The organism is Brevundimonas sp. DC300-4, assembly GCF_049897365.1.
Taxonomy (GTDB): Bacteria; Pseudomonadota; Alphaproteobacteria; order Caulobacterales; family Caulobacteraceae; genus Brevundimonas.
The window spans coordinates 149,708-167,150 of record NZ_JAFCWC010000006.1 but is presented as its reverse complement, the minus strand read 5'-3'; the positions used below and the strand labels follow the sequence as shown (position 1 = coordinate 167,150).

The 17,443-nt window shown below is 68.1% G+C and carries 18 protein-coding genes and 1 tRNA gene; 12 read left to right on the top strand and 7 right to left on the bottom strand.

Annotated features, from left to right (window positions below; translation table 11 throughout):
- Window positions 1-223 precede the first annotated feature (223 nt).
- Complete coding sequence (locus ACP7AZ_RS11945) at window positions 224-796, top strand: SOS response-associated peptidase family protein (protein ID WP_426038872.1); 573 nt, start codon at window positions 224-226, stop codon at window positions 794-796.
- Window positions 797-807: 11 nt separating this feature from the next.
- Here ACP7AZ_RS11945 and ACP7AZ_RS11940 read toward each other — a convergent pair whose 3' ends face one another.
- The 3 genes from ACP7AZ_RS11940 to ACP7AZ_RS11930 form a co-directional block, all read right to left on the bottom strand.
- Window positions 808-1,806, bottom strand: a complete 999-nt coding sequence (locus tag ACP7AZ_RS11940; RefSeq protein ID WP_426038871.1) for a hypothetical protein — start codon at window positions 1,804-1,806, stop codon at window positions 808-810.
- 138 nt (window positions 1,807-1,944) lie between these two features.
- Window positions 1,945-2,319 (bottom strand): hypothetical protein, encoded by a 375-nt coding sequence (locus ACP7AZ_RS11935; RefSeq protein ID WP_426038870.1) that lies wholly within the window; start codon window positions 2,317-2,319, stop codon window positions 1,945-1,947.
- Window positions 2,320-2,375: 56 nt separating this feature from the next.
- On the bottom strand, window positions 2,376-2,579 hold the full coding sequence (locus tag ACP7AZ_RS11930; protein WP_426038869.1) for a DUF1674 domain-containing protein: 204 nt from the start codon (window positions 2,577-2,579) through the stop codon (window positions 2,376-2,378).
- Window positions 2,580-2,711: 132 nt separating this feature from the next.
- On the opposite strand from ACP7AZ_RS11930, the gene ACP7AZ_RS11925 reads away from it, so the two are divergent.
- The 5 genes from ACP7AZ_RS11925 to ACP7AZ_RS11905 all read left to right on the top strand — a co-directional run bounded on the left by ACP7AZ_RS11925 (window position 2,712) and on the right by ACP7AZ_RS11905 (window position 6,068).
- Window positions 2,712-3,947, top strand: a complete 1,236-nt coding sequence (locus ACP7AZ_RS11925; RefSeq protein ID WP_426038868.1) for an argininosuccinate synthase — start codon at window positions 2,712-2,714, stop codon at window positions 3,945-3,947.
- A 110-nt stretch (window positions 3,948-4,057) separates the two neighbouring features.
- Entirely contained in the window at window positions 4,058-4,357 is a 300-nt protein-coding gene (locus tag ACP7AZ_RS11920; RefSeq protein ID WP_426038867.1) for a hypothetical protein, read from the top strand.
- A gap of 78 nt (window positions 4,358-4,435) precedes the next feature.
- Window positions 4,436-4,948 (top strand): hypothetical protein, encoded by a 513-nt coding sequence (locus ACP7AZ_RS11915; protein ID WP_426038866.1) that lies wholly within the window; start codon window positions 4,436-4,438, stop codon window positions 4,946-4,948.
- Window positions 4,949-5,018: 70 nt separating this feature from the next.
- Complete coding sequence (locus tag ACP7AZ_RS11910) at window positions 5,019-5,444, top strand: translation initiation factor IF-2 (protein ID WP_426038865.1); 426 nt, start codon at window positions 5,019-5,021, stop codon at window positions 5,442-5,444.
- 78 nt (window positions 5,445-5,522) lie between these two features.
- The gene (locus tag ACP7AZ_RS11905) at window positions 5,523-6,068 is read left to right on the top strand and encodes a hypothetical protein (protein WP_426038864.1); all 546 of its coding nucleotides are present in this window, start codon (window positions 5,523-5,525) and stop codon (window positions 6,066-6,068) included.
- A 166-nt stretch (window positions 6,069-6,234) separates the two neighbouring features.
- On the opposite strand, the gene ACP7AZ_RS11900 is transcribed toward ACP7AZ_RS11905, so the two are convergent.
- Together ACP7AZ_RS11900 and ACP7AZ_RS11895 are read right to left on the bottom strand one after the other, a co-directional pair.
- Window positions 6,235-9,081, bottom strand: coding sequence for a M16 family metallopeptidase (locus ACP7AZ_RS11900; protein WP_426038863.1), 2,847 nt, complete (start codon window positions 9,079-9,081; stop codon window positions 6,235-6,237).
- 236 nt (window positions 9,082-9,317) lie between these two features.
- Window positions 9,318-10,202 (bottom strand): isoaspartyl peptidase/L-asparaginase family protein, encoded by an 885-nt coding sequence (locus tag ACP7AZ_RS11895; protein WP_426038862.1) that lies wholly within the window; start codon window positions 10,200-10,202, stop codon window positions 9,318-9,320.
- A gap of 133 nt (window positions 10,203-10,335) precedes the next feature.
- Between ACP7AZ_RS11895 and ACP7AZ_RS11890 the strand changes: the two genes are divergently transcribed.
- Both ACP7AZ_RS11890 and ACP7AZ_RS11885 read left to right on the top strand, forming a co-directional pair.
- Window positions 10,336-11,064, top strand: coding sequence for a 2OG-Fe(II) oxygenase (locus tag ACP7AZ_RS11890; RefSeq protein WP_426038861.1), 729 nt, complete (start codon window positions 10,336-10,338; stop codon window positions 11,062-11,064).
- Between the two features lie 35 nt (window positions 11,065-11,099).
- Window positions 11,100-12,101, top strand: a complete 1,002-nt coding sequence (locus tag ACP7AZ_RS11885; protein ID WP_426038860.1) for an NADPH:quinone oxidoreductase family protein — start codon at window positions 11,100-11,102, stop codon at window positions 12,099-12,101.
- Here the strand turns inward: ACP7AZ_RS11885 and ACP7AZ_RS11880 are convergent.
- Window positions 12,098-12,508 carry a YkvA family protein gene (locus tag ACP7AZ_RS11880; protein WP_426038859.1) on the bottom strand — a complete coding sequence of 137 codons (411 nt, stop codon included), beginning with the start codon at window positions 12,506-12,508 and terminating at the stop codon, window positions 12,098-12,100. The genes ACP7AZ_RS11885 and ACP7AZ_RS11880 overlap by 4 nt on opposite strands.
- A gap of 57 nt (window positions 12,509-12,565) precedes the next feature.
- On the opposite strand from ACP7AZ_RS11880, the gene ACP7AZ_RS11875 reads away from it, so the two are divergent.
- The 4 genes from ACP7AZ_RS11875 (at window position 12,566) to ACP7AZ_RS11860 (ending at window position 16,621) form a co-directional block, all read left to right on the top strand.
- Window positions 12,566-13,348 (top strand): SDR family oxidoreductase, encoded by a 783-nt coding sequence (locus ACP7AZ_RS11875; RefSeq protein ID WP_426038858.1) that lies wholly within the window; start codon window positions 12,566-12,568, stop codon window positions 13,346-13,348.
- A gap of 121 nt (window positions 13,349-13,469) precedes the next feature.
- Window positions 13,470-13,544 (top strand) — tRNA-Gly (locus ACP7AZ_RS11870).
- Window positions 13,545-14,254: 710 nt separating this feature from the next.
- Window positions 14,255-15,079, top strand: a complete 825-nt coding sequence (locus ACP7AZ_RS11865) for a DUF3667 domain-containing protein (protein WP_426038857.1) — start codon at window positions 14,255-14,257, stop codon at window positions 15,077-15,079.
- A gap of 363 nt (window positions 15,080-15,442) precedes the next feature.
- Entirely contained in the window at window positions 15,443-16,621 is a 1,179-nt protein-coding gene (locus ACP7AZ_RS11860) for a DUF819 domain-containing protein (protein ID WP_426038856.1), read from the top strand.
- A gap of 364 nt (window positions 16,622-16,985) precedes the next feature.
- On the opposite strand, the gene ACP7AZ_RS11855 is transcribed toward ACP7AZ_RS11860, so the two are convergent.
- The gene (locus tag ACP7AZ_RS11855; protein ID WP_426038855.1) at window positions 16,986-17,411 is read right to left on the bottom strand and encodes a hypothetical protein; all 426 of its coding nucleotides are present in this window, start codon (window positions 17,409-17,411) and stop codon (window positions 16,986-16,988) included.
- Between the last annotated feature and the right edge of the window lie 32 nt (window positions 17,412-17,443).

Below are 17,443 nucleotides of genomic sequence, written 5' to 3'. Positions count from 1 at the left end.
CCACTGCGCCGGCGCTCAGCCCGCTGTTGGCGACCCGATCAACGGCCTCCCGCTTGAACGATTCCGGAAACACCCGGCGTTGAACACTCATCAGACACTCCTCTCCAGCTCCGAAAAGCTAGCATGGGTGTCCACTGAAACGAGGGAGGATCACGGCGTGACTCCCCTCATCCGACAGCCTGTGTCAGGGTTTGCGACTGACCGGTCATGAGCCCGACGCCTGATGCGCAACCGCTTCGTCCCGCCGCCGACGCTCGGCACGATCGATGACGACATCCGCCAGCTGGGGCTGGTGCTGGAGTTTCCAGCCGGGCGGCCGAACATGCCGCCCGAATACGCCATCGGCGACAGTCCGCCCGTGGTCCTGCGCGCCGGGGAGGGCCTGAGCCTCGCCCCCATGACCTGGGCGTGGAAGGGGCCGGGCGGGAAGCCGGTGTTCAACTTTCGCTCCGACGGGCGGACCTTCGGGTCGTCGGAGCGCTGCCTGATCCCCGCCGCGGGCTTCTTCGAGTTCACGGACGCCGAGCCGGGCCACAAGCGGAAGACCAAATGGCGGTTCGACCTGGTCGACGCGCCGTGGATGTGGATGGCGGGGGTGGTCAGACAGGGCGCCTTCGCCATCCTGACCACCGGACCGGGGCCGGATGTAGCGCCCTATCACGACCGGCAGGTCTGTGTTCTGGCGCCCGGTCAGGCGCTGGAGTGGCTTGACCTGACTCAGGCAGAGGGGGCGGTGTTGCGGCCCCTGCCGGCCGGGTCGCTGTCGGTGCGCAAGGTCTATCCGGAACAAGCCTGATCCAGGGGGGGTCAGCCCCGTTCGCCGGGCTCCTGACGGTAGGTATAGCCGTCGCCGGTGTCGCCGGGAGGCAGGTCGCCGTAATAGTCTTGCGGCGGCTGCACATAGACCGGGGCCGGCTGATAGACCTGCGGCGGGGCGTAGGCCGGCTCGGGATAGGACGGCGAGCTGTAGTGGACCTGCGGCGGGGCATAGTCCTGGTCGTAACCGCCCTGATCGTAGGGGGCGGGCTCCAGGGGCGAGGCCTGATAGGGGACGGGCGCATAGCGCGGGCCGTCGTCACGGCGATCGGAATAGCGGTCCCCGCTGCCGTATCCGGCCTGATAGCCGCTGGAATAGCCGCCGGCGGAGCTGCTGCTTTCGCTGTAGCTTTCGCGCACGCTGTAGGAGGCACCGCCCCGGCCGCCGGAATAGCCCTGCTCATAGCCATAGCCGCCGTGACCCTGGCCGTGGCCGTCCCGGCAGTCGCAGGCCGGGGGCGGAGGGGGAGGCGGCGGAGGAGGGGGCGGATAACCGCCGCCGCAGTTGTCGTAGCAGGGGGCCGGGCGCAGGCCGCAGCAGCGGTCGGTGGTCACGTAACGGCGACCGAACCCCTGGGCGACATAGCCGAACGGCCGGCTGGGACCATATCCGGGCCCGCGAACCACCACCACATATCCGGCGCCGCCGTAGCCGTAACCATAGTCGCCGCCATAGCCCCCGCCTGTCGAGATCACGCCGCCATGGCCGCCGCGCCCGCTGATCGCGCCGACGTCATAGGCCCGGGCGTTGATGTAGGCGCCGGCTCCCGCGCCGGCATAGGCGCTGGCATTGGCGTTGGCGTTGACGTTCACATTGATGTTGCCGCCGCCGTGGCCGCCGCCCCCGCAGCCTCCGCCGCAGCCGCCCCCATGGCCGCCGCCATAGCCGCCTCCTCCGCCATGCTGGCCGCCGCCGCCACGTTCGCTCGCCAGCGCCGGCGAGGCGCCGAGCAGCAGGAGGGCGGTCAGGATCGAGACTAGGGTTTTCACTGGGCGGCTCCGCGACGTTCGAGGCCACCCTAGGTCTTCGCGCGCGGAAGGGTTCCGGATGCTCCCCGGGCGGGAGCAATCCGTTCAAGACGTGGTTAAATCTCGCTTTTCTGGCGTGAAGCTGGCGTCTTCAGCCCCTCAGCGGTGGGCCCCGCGCGGCGCGCGATCGTCGTTGTAGCCATAGACGTCGTGATAGCCGCGTCCCGGCGGGCTGGACCAGCGGGTCCACCGGTCGGAGCGGTTGCTGTGGCCGTACCGGCCGCCCCGGTCGTAGGCATGGCCGTACCGGAGAGGCGGGCGATAAGCGCGGGGATCGCCATATCCGGCCCCGTAGCCCTCGCCGTAGGACTGGCTGTGGCCGCCGTAGCCGCCATACCCATAGGCGACCGGCCCTCCATACGGCTGGCCGTAAGGCGCGGGCTGAACGCTGTAGCGGGGCTGGCCCCAGGTCTGGGCGTCGGCCGCGCCCGGGAGGACAACGGTGGTGAGGATGATCAGGGCGAGGCGACGCATGAAACTCTCCAGCAGGACGAAAAGGTTAACACCGTTCGGCCGGATTTGTTCGGCCCTCAGAAATCGACCGCGAGACCCTTCTTCTCCCAGTCGCCGTAGCGGGTCGGTTCGGGGCCGGTTGGGCCGCCGTGCTCGGTCGCCGGTGCCAGCGCCCCGGCCTTCGCGCGACGTTCGGCGGCCTCGGCCAGGGCGCGTTTGGCGGGCTCGCTGAGGACCCGTTCAGGCGGGACGTCGGACGGCGTTTCAGGCGTGTCGGTCATGCAGACGGACATAATGCGCGGCGACGCGATGCGATAGGCCGGCGTCCGCCACAGTCTCGCCCTTGCATCGCGGGGCGTCAGGCCGTTTAAGCGCCGCCAAATCCTCCCACGCCGTTCTGCGAAAGAGCCCTCATGGCCAAAGCCTCCGACAAGCCCGTCAAGAAGGTCGTCCTGGCCTATTCCGGTGGCCTGGACACCTCGATCATCCTCAAGTGGCTGCAGACGGAATACGGCGCCGAGGTCGTGACCTTCACCGCCGATCTCGGTCAGGGCGAAGAGCTCGCCCCCGCCCGCGAGAAGGCGCTGAAGATGGGCATCAAGCCCGAGAACATCTTCATCGACGACCTGCGCGAGGAGTTCGTGCGCGATTTCGTCTTCCCGATGTTCCGTGCCAACGCCCAGTACGAGGGCGACTATCTGCTCGGCACCTCGATCGCGCGTCCGCTGATCGCCAAACGCCAGATCGAGATCGCCCGCATGGTCGGCGCCGACGCCGTCTGTCACGGCGCCACCGGCAAGGGCAACGACCAGGTCCGCTTCGAGCTGGGCTACTATGCGCTTGAGCCCGATATCCGGGTCATCGCCCCGTGGCGCGAGTGGGAATACCGGAGCCGCGAGGCCCTGCTGGACTTCGCCGAGAAGAACCAGATCCCGATCGCCAAGGACAAGCGCGGCGAGGCCCCGTTCTCGGTCGACGCCAACCTTCTGCACTCGTCGTCCGAAGGCAAGGTCCTCGAGGACCCGGCCGTCGAGGCCCCCGAGTTCGTCCACCAGCGCACGATCGCGCCCGAGGACGCGCCCGACAAGGCGACCATCATCACCATCGGCTTCGAGAAGGGCGACGCCGTCTCCATCGACGGCGTGGCCATGTCGCCGGCCACGATCCTGACCAGGCTCAACGAACTGGGCCACGACAACGGCATCGGCCGCCTCGACCTGGTCGAGAACCGCTACGTCGGCATGAAGTCGCGCGGCGTCTATGAGACACCCGGCGGCACGATCCTGATCGCCGCCCACCGCGGCATCGAGTCGATCACCCTGGACGGGGGCGCGATGCACCTGAAGGACCAGCTGATGCCGAAATATGCGGAGCTGATCTACAACGGCTTCTGGTTCTCGCCCGAGCGCGAGATGCTGCAGGCCGCCATCGACCTGTCGCAGGCGAAGGTCTCGGGCACGGTTCGGATGAAGCTCTACAAGGGCAATGTCTCCGTCATCGGCCGCGAGAGCGCCAACAGCCTGTACGATCAGGATCTTGTGACATTCGAAGAGGGCGTCCAGGCCTACGACCACAATGACGCGGCCGGCTTCATCAAGCTGAACGCCCTGCGTCTGCGGGTCCTGGCCAAGCGCGACCGCCGCACCTGAAACCACGGAGGCGTCTGACGAAAGGCGCCTCTTCGGCCCGTTCAGCGAACACGGTCTTGCGCAATGAAGGGTTCGGGGACATCGTCCGCCTTTCTTTCAGGGAGGGTCCCATGCGCAAGTTCGTGTTCCTGGCGGTCGCCGCCGTCCTCGTCGCCGCCACGCCTTCGCTGGCGCAGAACGCCATTCCGGCCGTGATTCCGGCGGCATCGGCGTGGGTGGACATTCCAGCCCTCGTCCCGGCGGTTACCGACCGCGAGACCCGCGCCCTGATGAACCAGGAGATCGTCCAGGCGATCGTTCAGGCCGACGGCGACCAGGATCAGGCCCGACGCGCCATCTCGGCCATCGTCGCCCGCTACCAGGAAAACGCCCAGGCCCAGGGCGCACGGACCCGGCCGAGCCCGAAGTAGGACGGCTTCACGCAATTTCGACTTGAGCCGGCGACGATTTCGCGAGACGGGACGACGGTTGAACCCGAGAGAGTCTGAATGTCCTTCTTGTCCCTCCCCCTGTTCCTGCTGATCGGCGTCCTTTCGTCTTCGCTCCAGACCGAAGCGCCTGCCTCTCCCCCAGCCGAAGTCGCTCCGGCGACCGAGGCCGAAACGGCGCCGAACGCCGGGCCGGAGGAAGTCGCAGCCCCTGTCTCCCCGGAAGAAGCCGCCTTCAACGAGCGGTCCGCGGCTCTGGGCCATCGGGTGCTCGCCGTCGATGCGCAGATGAAGGACACCGCTCGCCTGACGGCGCTCAATCCCGATGCGGCCAAGGCCGAGCTCGATGCCATCCAGACGGGATTCCAGGCCGAGATCGACGCCTTCATCCAGGACTTCTTCAACCTCGCCGCGCAGAAGTTCGCGACCCTGCCGGAGGCCGAGCAGCAGACCCTGCGCACCAATGTCGAGAATACCGCCGGACAGCTGGCGACCCTGCCCCAGGCCATGCGCGATCGCGCCGAAGCCGCCGCCCTGCTGCCGCCGCCCCCGGAGGCCGCGCCTTCGCACTGAGACCGCCCCCTGCGACCCGTTCGGCGTCGTTTGTCGGGCGAATTCAAATCCCGAACTCGTGAGCCCTCACATGATCCGCGCCCTCGTCATCGCCGCCGCCCTGTCCACCATGGCCCCCGCCGTCAGCGCTCAGACGGCTCCCGCGACGCCGGCCGAGGCTCCCTCGCCGGGTGAGGCGGCGTTCGAGGCGACCGCCGAGGCCTTCGGAGCGAAGGTGGAGGCCATGCAGGCGGAGATGCAGACGGCCGCCGCCGAGGCGGACGCCGCCCGACGGGCCGCGTCTCTGGACGCCATCGAAGCGCGCTATCAGCCCGACGCCGACGCCTTCGCCACAGCGTTCGAGGTCTTCATGAATCAACAGATGGCTGCGGCGCCCGAGACCGAGCGCCCGGGCATGCTCGCCGGCCTGACCCAGGCCCTGCCGCAACTGCGTTCGGTCCCGCGTCTGGTCCGGACCCAGATCGAACAGGCGGCGACCGCGGCCCCGGCGCCCTGAGCCCGCCTTACCGCGATTTCACTTGAGCTGACGGGCTGGCGGACCGACCTTGCGTGCGAACTCAAGGAGCTGCCCGCCATGATCCGCGCCCTCTCGCTCGCCGCCGCCCTCGCCGTTCTGCCGCTGTCCGCTGCGCTCGCGGACGAGCCCCAGACCGCATCGGAGGCCGCCATCGAAGCTGAAGCCGGGGCCTTCGAAGCGCGGATGGAGGCGTTCGGCGAACGCGCCGAAGCGATCTCCGAGGACAAAAGCCTGACCGAGGCCCAGCGCGAGGCGCGGATTGCGGCCATCTGGACCGAATACCAGCCGGAGATCGCGGCCTTCACCGCCGAGGTCAGCCGCCACGCCGGCCAGATCGCCCAGGAAGCCCTGGCCAATATCGACGTCGAGGCGCTGGTCGCCGATGCGATGAACGACCCCGAGGTGCAGGAAGCGCTGCGCACCGCCCCGGTTCTCGCCCAGGGCCTGGTCACGAACGGCGCCTGGGCCGCGAACGACCCGGAACAGATGGTCACCTATGGCCTGATCGCCCAGTACGCCCCGGACCAGGCCTCCGACGTCGTGGTGGCCGAGAAAGCCGATGCCGCTGACGACAAGCCGAACGACGAAGCGGGCGAGAACTGACAGCCGCGTCTCCTCCCTGTCGCGTAGCGATGGGGAGGTGGATCCGTAGCGGAGCGGAGGAGGCGGAGGGGTTCTTGCGGCCTCCAGAGCCCCTCCGTCAGCTCGCAAAGGCTCGCCGCCACCTCCCCATTCGCCAAGAAGCGAACAGGGAGGAGACTTTGAAGCCCTACCGCAGCGCCGCGTTGTCGAGGTTCAGGGCCGAGATCGGGATGACCTCGACGTTCGGGTGTTTCGCGCGCAGGGCGTCGATGAACCGGGCCGCGTCGCCGACGATGACCAGGCTGGCCCGGTCGACCGGCAGGTGCGCGGCGAACGCCTCCTGGACCGCCGCGCCGTCGATGGCCTCCACCTTGCCGACATAGGCCGCCAGATCGCTCATCGGCAGGTCGTAGAGCGCCAGGTTGGCGACGAGGCCGCCCAGGCCATCCACGGTTTCCAGCGAGTCGCCGAAGGCGCCGGTCAGGATGGCCTGACGCGTGGTCAATTCCGACGCCGTCGGCCGGGTGGTCGACAGGCGGGTGATCTCGGCGAGGATCAGATCGGACACCTCCACAGCCGCATCGTTGCGCGTCTGGGCGCTGGCGGTGAACAGGCCCTCCTCGCGACGCACGCCCAGCGACGAGCGCGTGCCGTAGCTGAGGCCGCGCTTGATGCGGATTTCCTGGTTCAGGCGCGAGGTAAAGCTGCCGCCCAGCAGGGTGTTGCCCAGCGTCAGGGGGAAGTAGTCGGCGTCGGTGCGGGAGACGCCGCGCAGGGCAACCGTCACCGCCGCCTGGCCGGCCCCGGGCTGGTCGATGACGACGACGCGGGGCGGCAGGGGTTGGCCGAGCGGGGCGACGCGCGCCTCGGCGGTGCTGTTCGTGTCCCGCCAGTCGCCGAAGGCCGACTGCGCCAGGGCGCGGGCGTCGGTCTCCGAGATCGCACCCGAGAAGACCAGGGTCGCCTCCGAGGGGCGATAGCGGTGCTGGTGGAAGGCGGCCACGTCCTCTCGGGTGATGGCGGGGATGCTGGTCAGGGTGCCGGAGCCGGGGGCGCCGTAGGCCGCGTCGCCGTAGATCACACGGGCGGCGGCCTGGGAGGCGACCGGGCCGGGCGTGGCGAGGGCGACGCGCAGGCCGTCGAGGGTCTGGTCGCGTTGACGGTCCAGCTCCTCCTGGGCGAAGGCCGGGTTGCGCACCAGATCGGCCATCAGGGCGACCGTTTGCGGGAAGACGTTGGCCGGGGCGTTGGCGTAGATGTTGGTGAAGTCAGGCCCCGAGCCGGCGCCGATCGAGGCGCCCAGCTGTTCGATCTCCGTGGCGATCTCGGGCGCGCTGCGGGTCGCGGTCCCCTGGGTCAGGAGGGCGGCGGTCAGGGCGGCGACACCGGCCTTGCCGCCCGCCTCGTCGCCGGAACCGGCGTCGAAGTTCAGTCGGGCGGAGACCAGCGGCAGGCCATCCTTCTCCACGACCAGGACGCGCAGACCGTTGTCGAGGCGGAAGTCAGCGACGGGCGGGGTGGTCGGGGCGACCGGATCGGTCGTCGCCGGAAGGGCCGCGCGCTCGGCTTCCGGCAGCAGGGTGAAGACCTGACCTACGGGGGCGAGGTCGGCCAGGGTCACCGGGGCGGTAATCCCGGTCTGCTGCGCCGTCACCGGATTGGCCTCGTCGGCGTTGAGGTAGCGCAGGGTCACAGCCCGCTGGTCGGTCAGATAGCGGCGGGCGACGCGCTGGACCTCGGCGGCAGTGACGGCCTGGATCTCGGCGATCTCGCGGTCGGCGGTCGCGGCGTCATTGGTGTTGATCAGGGCCCAGCCGAGGGCGCTGGCGCGATCATCGATGGTCTCGCGACCACGCAGGGCGTCGGCGACCAGCTCGTTCTTGGCCTCGTTCAGCTCGGCGTCGGTGACCGGCTGGTCGCGGAATTTCGTGATCTCGGCATCAATGGCGGTCAGGCCCTCGTCGACCGTATGGCCGTCAGACATGATGACCTGGGCCATCAGATATCCGGCCTGCTGCGAGAAGTCGGGCGAGGACCCGGCCTGGGCGGCAATCTGCTGCTCATAGACCAGCGAACGATACATCCGCGAGCTCTCGCCCGTGGACAGGATGCCGTCGAGCACGGTCAGGGCGGCGCGATCCGGGTGGCCGTAAGGCACGGTCGGCCAGGCGCGCATCACAGCGGGCAGCGGCACGTTCGGAGCGTGGACGGTCATCTCGCGCGGGCCGGTCGGCTCCGGCTCGGAGGCGTCTGTGACCTCCAGCGGGCGGTCCGGGTTGGCGATCGGCGCCATATAGCGGTCGATCCAGCCGTCCAGTTCGGCCTGGTCGAAATTGCCGGCCACGATCAGGACGGCGTTGTCCGGGCGATAATAGGTGGCGTGGAAACGGCGCACGTCCTCGATGGTCGCGGCGTCGAGGTTCTCGATCGAGCCGATGGTCGAGCGGCGATAAGGGCTGTGCTGGAAGATCAGCATGGGCAGGAACAGACGCATCCGGCCGTAGGGGTTGGCCAGCACGCCCTGGCGGTACTCCTCCTTGACCACGTCGCGCTCGCTCTCGAACACGCTCTCGTCGACGACCAGAGAGCCCAGACGGCTGGCCTCGGCGAAGATCAGCCGCTCCAGGTGATTGGCCGGGATGGTCTCGTGATAGGCGGTGACATCGTCACTGGTGAAGGCGTTGTTGTTGCCCCCCACGTCCTCGGTCAGGCGGTCGAAGGTCTCGTCCGGAAAGTCCTTGGTCGCCTTGAACATCAGGTGTTCGAACAGGTGGGCGAAACCGGAGCGGTCCTGCGGGTCGTCCTTGGAGCCGACCCGGTACCAGACCTGGACCGTGACGTTCGACGTCGTCGTGTCGCGCGCGGTGTAGACGTCCATGCCGTTCGGCAGGGTGCGTTTCACGAAGCCCAGCGGCGGCACCTCGATGGCGGCGGGCGGCGCCCCCGCAGCGTCCTGGGCCAGGACCGGCGAGAAGGTCCCGAGAGCGGTGACGAGGGCGAGGGCGGCGACGGCCGACTTCAGGCGGGATTTCATGAACGGACTCCGGAGTTGCGGAGCAACCGTATCAGGCTGGAAGACCGGCGTAAGTTACGGCGCTGTAATGTAAGGCGCGCGTTTTCCCTCCCCCTCGGGGGAGGGTGGTCGGAGCGAAGCGAAGACCGGGTGGGGGCGGCAAGGCGAAACATCCCGGGCCGGCATCCGCATCACCGGCCGCTCCCACCCCGTCGCTGCGCGAAGACCTCACCCTAGGGGGAGGGAGAACGCCCGCGCTACTTCCCGAAAACCTCGACCCCGACCTCGCCGTCCGGGGTCAGCCAGGCGCGCTTCATCCCCTGGGAGTTGAAGGGATCGGCGCGGTGGCCCAGCGCGTCGAGCGCGATCAGGCCGCCGTCGCCGCCCATCGCGCCGATGCCGGCGATGACCGCTTCACCGGCCTCGGTGATCGAGGCGCCCGCCTCGACCCGCCAGTCCATCTGGGCGGCGGCGGCGGTGCGGATGAAATACTCGCCCTGGCCCGTGCAGGAGACCGCGACCCGGTCCGTGGCCCAGACGCCCGCCGCCGGAATCGGCGTGTCGCCCACCCGCCCCGGCAGCTTGCCGAACACGCCGCCGGTCGAGGTGGCGGCCGCCAGACGACCCTGGGTGTCCAGCACGCAGCAGCCGACCGTCCCGTGGCTCAGCGCCGGTCCCTGGCCCGGCGGATGGTTGTCCTCACCCTGGCCGGCGCGGGTGAACCAGGCATCGGGATCGTCGATCGGCGCCAGGCCGTGTTCACCCGCGAACCGGGCCGCCCCCGACCCGGCCAGCAGGACGTGCGGGCTGTGCTCCATCACGGCGCGGGCCGCCCGGATCGGATTGCGATAGCCCTGGAAGGCGGCGACGGCGCCCGCGCGGCGGCTCGGCCCGTCCATCAGGCTGGCGTCCAGTTCGTATTCGCCGGCCAGGTTGGGCGAGGCCCCGCGACCCGCGACATAGAGGCCGGAATCCTCCAGCAGGACCAGGGTCTCCACCGCCACATCGAGGGCTTGGGCGCCGGCCTCCAGCCGCACCCGCATGGCCTCGACCACTTCGCGCATATGGGCGATCTCGGCGGTGTAGTCGCGGCTGCGACGCGCGCCGGCGCCGCCGTGCAGGATGAGGGCGGGTCGGGTCATGGCGTTTCTCCTTGGGCCGCTCGTCCGCCCTTCCATGGAGCGGTTCGACTGGCTAGCGTCGGGGGGCGATGACACGGGGGCCATCCTGTGACAACCGTCGCCGCACGACAGGCTGACCACAGGGCGACGAGACGTGGCGAAGATCGATCCGGGGCTGAAGGGGCGCGACATCCGCCCGGCGTTCAAATCGTTCAGCCGCGTCCATATCCCCGGCTTCCTGACGCCGGACAGCGCCGCGACCCTGTACGAGACCCTCGTCGCCGAAACTCTGTGGGTCTGTTCGACGATCAGCGGCGGCAAGAACGCCGACATTCCGGTCGAGACCCTGGAGGCCCTGACGCCCGAGCAGTATCGCCAGTTCATGGCCGTGGCGCACACGGAGACCTCCAGCGGCCTGCACTTCATGTTCGACACGGTGCGCATCTCGACCGACATCGAGAACGGCAGACTGGTGCGGCCGGTCTATCGCGCCTTGCACGAGATGCTGAACAGCGACGCGTTTCTGGGCTTCGTGCGCGAGACGACGGGCGATGATCGGCCCCTCTATGTCGACAGCCAGGCCACGCGATTCCAGCCGGGCCACTATCTGAACCAGCACAACGACGCCCACGAGAGACGCCAGCGGCTCTATGCCTATGTGCTCAGCCTGACGCCGGACTGGCGGGCGGACTGGGGCGGGCTGCTGGCCTTTATCGACGACGACGGCCATGTGTCCGAGGCCTATACGCCCAGGTTCAACGCCCTGAACCTGTTCACCGTCCCCTATGAACACGCCGTGACCTATGTAGCCCCGTTCGCCGGCGGCAACCGCCTGTCGGTCACTGGCTGGATCCGCCAGGACAAACCTGTTTCCGTGGCCTGAGCCGCTCTCTTCCCATCACCCCTGAAAGGCATTTCATGCGCGCAGTCCTGTCCAAGACCGTCGGCGGCCCCGACAGCCTCGTCGTCGAGGAGGTGCTGGATCCCACCCCCAAGGCGGGCGAGGTCATCATCGAGGTCAAGGCCGTGGGGGTGAACTTCCCCGACACCCTGATCATCGAGGACAGATACCAGTTCAAACCCCAGCGCCCCTTCTCGCCGGGCGGCGAGGTCTCCGGCGTGGTCGAGGCTGTGGGCGAGGGGGTCAAGGGTGTCTTCAAGGGCGACCGCGTCATCGCCATGCCCGGCTGGGGCGGCATGGTCGAGCGGCTGGCGGTGCGGGCCGAGGCGCTGATCAAGATGCCGGACGCCATGTCGTTCGAGGAGGCCGCCGCCCTGATCATGACCTACGGCACCTCCTACTACGCCCTGAAAGACCGGGCCCAGCTAAAGGCCGGCGAACGCCTGCTGGTGCTGGGCGCCGCGGGCGGGGTCGGCGCCGCCGCCGTCGAACTGGGCAAGGCGATGGGCGCCCAGGTCACGGCCGCCGCCTCGACCAATGACAAGGTCCAGTTCGCGCTCGAGCTTGGGGCCGACAACGGCCTGATCTATCCGTCGGGGCCGATGGACAAGGCGGCCCAGAAGGAGCTCTCGGGCGAGTTCAAGCTGGCCTCGGGCCGCGACGGCCCGGACGTGGTCTATGACGGCGTCGGCGGCGACTATGCCGAACCGGCCCTGCGCTCGATGGACTGGAACGGCCGCTATCTGGTGGTCGGCTTCCCGGCCGGCATCCCGTCCTTCCCGCTGAACCTGACGCTGCTGAAGTCGGTGTCGGTGGTCGGCGTCTTCTGGGGAGCCGCCGCCGCGCGCGATCCCGAGGGGCACAGGGCCAATGTCGCCGACCTGATGAAGTTCTGGGCCGAGGGCAAGATCAAGCCGCGCGTCAGCCGCACCTTCCCGCTGGAACGCGCCCACGAGGCCATCCAGGCCCTGTCCGACCGCACGGTCATGGGCAAGGTCGTGGTGACCGTCGAGAGCTAGATGTCGCGCAGGCGGTCGAGAGCCTTCTCGGCCGCCTCGCGGTGCTTCTTGCGGACATTGGCGCCTAGGGTGGCGATGACCGCCGTGATCACCGCCGCGTCGTCGGTGAAGCCGATGCCGGCGAGCACGTCCGGGATGGCGTCCAGCGGCATGACGAAATAGGCCAGCGCCCCCAGCATGATCCCCTTGGCCGCCATCGGCGTCTCCGGGTCGCGCGCGGCATAGTAGACGGCGACGACCTGGTCGGCGAACGGAATACGCGAGGCGACCCGGCCCAGCTTGGGCCAGAAGCCGGTGCGCACCCGCACCTCGTTGACCTTCTGGACCGAAGGCACGAGCGCCCTGGCCGGATCAATGGCGTCTTCCGGGGTGATCGGCCCCGACGCGGGTTTGGCTTTGGCGGTCATGGCGGCTAAATCCCCGCGGCAATCAGAAGTTCAAATCAGAACATAGGGACGAATTCCATGAAACTCGACGGGTCGATCGCAGCAGTGGTGACAGGCGGGGCTTCGGGCCTGGGCGAGGGGACCGCGCGCGCCATCGCGGCCACGGGCGCCAGGGTCGCCCTGTTCGACCTCAACGCTGAAAAGGGCGAGGCGATCGCCAAAGAAATCGGCGGCATCTTCTGCTCCGTCGACGTCACCGACGACGCCTCGGTCGCTTCCGCCTTCGACAAGGCCCGCGCCGCCCACTGCCAGGAGCGGCTGACGGTCAACTGCGCCGGCATCGCCACCGGCATGAAGACCGTCTCGCGCAAGAGGGACACCGGCGAGATCAAGCCCCACGACATGGCCCAGTTCGAGCGCACCGTCCGCGTCAACCTGTTCGGCACCTTCCGTGTCCTGAGCCAATCGGCCGCAGGGATGATGACCCTGGAGCCCGTGGAGGACGGCGAGCGCGGCCTGATCGTCAACACGGCTTCCGTGGCGGCCCAGGACGGTCAGGTCGGTCAGGCGGCCTATGCGGCGTCCAAGGGCGGCGTCTACGCCATGACCCTGCCGGTCGCCCGCGACCTCGCCCAGGAAGGCATCCGCTGCAACACCATCCTGCCCGGCATCATGTGGACCCCGATGATGGCCGGCATGGACCAGAAGATCCAGGACGCCCTGGCCGCCCAGATCCCCTTCCCCAGCCGCCTGGGGCGGCCGGCGGACTACGCCAGCCTCGTGCTGGAGCTGGCCCGCAACGTCTACATCAACGGCGAATGCATCCGCCTCGACGGGGCCATCAGGATGGCGCCGCGCTGAGGCGAAGCAGGGCGCTATCGCTCACCGCGCGGCGGCTCGCTGCTTGAGCGCAAGGAAAGTTTCTACAGGGGACTTGCGATCCGTCGTACGTCTCCGCTACAAGCCCGCCTCCGACTGAAGTGCGGGCGTAGCTCAGTGGTAGAGCACAACCTTGCCAAGGTTGGGGTCGAGAGTTCGAATCTCTTCGCCCGCTCCAGTCGAACCAAGAGGCCCGGTCGCGAGACCGGGCCTTTTTGCTGTCTGCGCCCCGGGCGGCGTGAGGTTGCCAAGGTTGGGGTCGAGAGTTCGAATCTCTTCGCCCGCTCCAGTCGAACCAAGAGGCCCGGTCGCGAGACCGGGCCTTTTTGCTGTCTGCGCCCCGGGCGGCGTGAGTTTGCCAAGGTTGGGGTCGAGAGTTCGAATCTCTTCGCCCGCTCCAGTCGATTTGAAGAGGCCGGTTTCGACCGGGCCTTTATCCATTCCGTGCCGAACTGCGTGAGTTTGCCAGGGTCGACTCCCGGCGCCCGCGCCTATGACAGCCCTGGATATTCTCTTATTGCGATCTGGCTCGCCGGCCTGGCGCCTCAAAAGCGGACATTCGGACGGTCCGGGAGGGGGTGGGCGAGCGGACCTTCCCAAATCAGACATTCGTCACTTCAACGGCAACCGCCGCTCCGCTGCTGTGATCTGGTCTGGCTCTTCCAGGAAGGAGCGCTGGCGGCAGATTCATCTCCTGGCCGCCGGCGGGCAGCCGCCGCATTCGCTTGCTTGGGAAGACGGGATTTTTCTAGAGTGTCGTCTAAGGGTTGAGGGCGAGCCATGGCGACTGAACCGGGTGTCTGCGCGGCGTGTGAAACGCCTCTCGCCGGGCGATATTGTCATGCCTGCGGTCAGGACTCTCAGGCCAGGCCCGCGCCGTTACTTGCCATGGCGAAGGAGGTCGCGGCCTCCTACAGCCTGATCGACGGCAAGCTGGCCCGCACCCTGGCGGTACTGGCGGTGCGGCCGGGTCGGTTGCTGGAGGCCTACCGCGCCGGGGCGGGGTCGCTGTATATCACGCCGCTGAAGCTTTTCGTGGCCACGACGGCCCTGTTTCTGGCCGTGCTGCACTTCGGCGACACCCGTCTGTATCAGTCCACCTGGAAGGTCGTGCCGGGTCAGACTGTCGTGGTGACCCGTGATCCGGGTGTGGGCAACATCGTCACCGGGGCAGTCGAGCAATCGCGTTGGCTGCAGAAGAATATCGAGCCTGCCGTCGATCCGGCGGTGACACTGGCGCTCCAACAGGCTGCGGCGGCCGCGAAGACCCCGCCAGAACGCACCTCGCTCGAGGCCGTCATCGCCGGGATCCAGATCGACGAGAAGGCAGCGAAGCGGATGTCGGCCTGGTTGCCGAACCTGCTGTGGCTGCTGATGCCACTCTACGCGACGTTGTTGATCCCGTTGTTCGGGCGACGACGGCTGTTCCTGGAGCACGTCATCTTCGCCATGTGGGCCCATGCGATCTCGTTCGTGATGATGATGATCCTGGCCGGGATCAACAGCCTGGGGGGCAATCTGCCGGCCTACCTTCTGATCCTGCCCTATCTGGCCTATTTCACCGTGGCGGCAGCCCGGTACTATGAGATGGGCCCGATCTCGGCCCTGTGGCGTGGGGTGGCCCACCTGACCGCCTATGGGTTGCTCGTGCTTTTGCCGATGGTGGTTGTGATCATGATGACCGTCGCCGACTGGGGCGTGATCTTGCCGTAGACGAAGGCCTGACATCTGGTTTCCGGCACGTCATGATCACGGGTCAAATGCTCCCGAGAGACAACGGGTATCAGTCCTGAATGTCAGGCGCAGCATGCAGCATCTTGAACGGCGCCTGACGCCCCGAGGCGATACGATTTGGCCGGCGTGAAACCCGGTCGACCCCTGATCGGTGCAATCAGCAGCGTACGGTTAGGGCCGAACGCGGTCATGCATCCACGATCCGAAACCATGCCTGGGGGCAGGCGCCAATGGACGTCACCTAGGCCTCGCGCACCATGAGCGAGAGGCAGGCGGAGCCTCCCGTCAGGCCTCGCGCGCCGGCCTGATTGCCACCGTCCCCAATCCGGCTAGTGTCGTTCGATGACTTCATCGGCCGCCCTGATTTCCAGCCCGCTCGGCGTTCTCACTGTCCTGGTCGTCATCGTAGCCCTGTCCGATGCGCTCGGCCGGATCGGAGTGTTCCAAAAGCTCGGGGCGGCGATGATCGTCATCGTGCTGGGGGCGCTACTGGCCAATCTCCGGGTCATTCCGCCCGCCGCCTCGGGCGGGCCGGTCTATGATCCGATCTTCACCTACGTCATCCCGGCGGCGATCTTTCTTGTGTTGCTGGACGTTAATCTGAAGGCGTTGAAGCGGGCCGGGGCTCCGATGATTGGGGCCTTCCTGATCGGTGCGGTCGGCACCTTCCTGGGCGTCTGGATCGCCAATGTCGTCACGCCGATCCAGGGCATGGTCGGGGCGTCCTACGGCCCGCTCGCCGGGATGTTCACCGGCACCTACATCGGCGGCGGCGCCAACTTCAACGCTGTGGCCCAGGCCTACGACATCACGCGCGACGGCGGGCTCTATACGGCGGCAACCGTGGTCGACAACGTCATGACCGACGTCTGGATCATCGTCACCCTGGCCCTGCCCGCCCTGTTGCTGAAGTCCGGATGGTTCGGCAAGCCGGGCGATCCGGCACAGGCTCCGGTCCACGCCCACACGCCGCCGCCACCGCTCACCGGCACGCTGGCCATCGCCATTCCCCTGGCCCTGACCGCCGTCGCCATCTGGCTGTCCGGCCTCGCCTCGACCTGGCTGGAGGCGCGGGGCATCACCGTTCCCTCCATCCTGATCGTCACCACCCTGGCCCTGCTCGTGGCCCAGGCGCCCGCCGTCGCCCGCCTGACCCAGGCCAATACGCTCGGCCTGTGGGGCATCTATCTGTTCCTGGCCGTCGTCGGGGCCAATGCCGACCTCGCCGCCCTGGTCGCGGCCGGCAGCCTGACGCCGGTGTTGTTCGCCTATGTCGGCATCGTCTTTGCAGTCCATTCCGTTGTCCTGTTCGGCGTTGGCGCGGTGCTGAAGCTGGAGCCCATCGTCCTGGCCCTGGCCTCCAGCGCCAACATCGGCGGCTCCTCCACCGCCTTCGTCCTGGCCGAGTCAGAGCGTCGTCAGGACCTGGTCCTGCCCGCCATCCTGATCGGCTCCATCGGCAACGCCATCGGTACCTATGCCGGCTTCGCCATGGTCGCCCTGCTGGCCGCCACGGGCTGAGATCGACCTGGCCCGGAGCGGGTCCTCCGAAGGTCTTGTGTGGCTCCATTTGCGACCCTGGCCCACGGTCGAAAGGGACCTTCGGCCACAAGACGGTCCGGCCACCCATGGCCAAAAGGTGCGGAGAAAGAATTTATTCCCATTGCGTCCTTGTGCCTGGGCGTGTTGGCGCCCATGTCATCGCCAGGGTCTTTGACAATACCAGGACGCGCCACTCGCCGGCATTTCGCATAATCCCGCCGCCGGACGAAGGCGGGGGAGCCAGGTGATTGATTTTATGAGGTCCGGTTGCGGTGTCGTCCATTTCGTCAGGGTGTTTTCGGCGGACGAACCCGGACCAGACCGCCGAAGAGGAGGGTCGCCCTCAGTCCTCGTTCGCCGCGTTCGGGTCGATCGCCTCATCGACCAGACGTCGCCAGTGGGGATCGGTGTCGTCGACCAGATCGACGTCATCCAGCAGGGCTACCACCGCGTCGCCGTCGGGCAGGATCAGGCCCAGGACTTCCATGGGTTCGCCGAAGGCGCCGGCATGGACCTCCGCCTGGACCGCGACCGCCCCCTGTTCGCCGTCATCGTCCCACCAGATGACGGGCTGGGGCAGGTCCATGTCGATGACCTTCGGGTCTTCCGAGTCGCCCAGGGCGAAGACCGCGCGCCGCGCCTGGACGTCGTCCAGGGTGGCGACGCGGCCGGTGAAGGGCTTCAGCCGCGACCAGTCGTCGGCGTCGAAGCCTCCGCCATCTTCGCCAGGGCCTTCGGGCGAATCGTGGGTGTTGTGGTCGTCGGTCATCCAGCCAGACTAGCGACCTGAGGCCCTGAGGA

Bases quoted from the DNA above. Each gene is read 5' to 3' on its own strand.
- ACP7AZ_RS11945 (WP_426038872.1), top strand. From the start codon at position 224: ATGCGCAACCGCTTCGTCCCGCCGCCGACGCTCGGCACGATCGATGAC.
- ACP7AZ_RS11935 (WP_426038870.1), bottom strand. From the start codon at position 2,319: ATGCGTCGCCTCGCCCTGATCATCCTCACCACCGTTGTCCTCCCGGGC.
- ACP7AZ_RS11930 (WP_426038869.1), bottom strand. From the start codon at position 2,579: ATGACCGACACGCCTGAAACGCCGTCCGACGTCCCGCCTGAACGGGTC.
- ACP7AZ_RS11925 (WP_426038868.1), top strand. From the start codon at position 2,712: ATGGCCAAAGCCTCCGACAAGCCCGTCAAGAAGGTCGTCCTGGCCTAT.
- ACP7AZ_RS11920 (WP_426038867.1), top strand. From the start codon at position 4,058: ATGCGCAAGTTCGTGTTCCTGGCGGTCGCCGCCGTCCTCGTCGCCGCC.
- ACP7AZ_RS11915 (WP_426038866.1), top strand. From the start codon at position 4,436: ATGTCCTTCTTGTCCCTCCCCCTGTTCCTGCTGATCGGCGTCCTTTCG.
- ACP7AZ_RS11910 (WP_426038865.1), top strand. From the start codon at position 5,019: ATGATCCGCGCCCTCGTCATCGCCGCCGCCCTGTCCACCATGGCCCCC.
- ACP7AZ_RS11905 (WP_426038864.1), top strand. From the start codon at position 5,523: ATGATCCGCGCCCTCTCGCTCGCCGCCGCCCTCGCCGTTCTGCCGCTG.
- ACP7AZ_RS11900 (WP_426038863.1), bottom strand. From the start codon at position 9,081: ATGAAATCCCGCCTGAAGTCGGCCGTCGCCGCCCTCGCCCTCGTCACC.
- ACP7AZ_RS11895 (WP_426038862.1), bottom strand. From the start codon at position 10,202: ATGACCCGACCCGCCCTCATCCTGCACGGCGGCGCCGGCGCGCGTCGC.
- ACP7AZ_RS11885 (WP_426038860.1), top strand. From the start codon at position 11,100: ATGCGCGCAGTCCTGTCCAAGACCGTCGGCGGCCCCGACAGCCTCGTC.
- ACP7AZ_RS11880 (WP_426038859.1), bottom strand. From the start codon at position 12,508: ATGACCGCCAAAGCCAAACCCGCGTCGGGGCCGATCACCCCGGAAGAC.
- ACP7AZ_RS11875 (WP_426038858.1), top strand. From the start codon at position 12,566: ATGAAACTCGACGGGTCGATCGCAGCAGTGGTGACAGGCGGGGCTTCG.
- ACP7AZ_RS11865 (WP_426038857.1), top strand. From the start codon at position 14,255: ATGGCGAAGGAGGTCGCGGCCTCCTACAGCCTGATCGACGGCAAGCTG.
- ACP7AZ_RS11860 (WP_426038856.1), top strand. From the start codon at position 15,443: ATGACTTCATCGGCCGCCCTGATTTCCAGCCCGCTCGGCGTTCTCACT.
- ACP7AZ_RS11855 (WP_426038855.1), bottom strand. From the start codon at position 17,411: ATGACCGACGACCACAACACCCACGATTCGCCCGAAGGCCCTGGCGAA.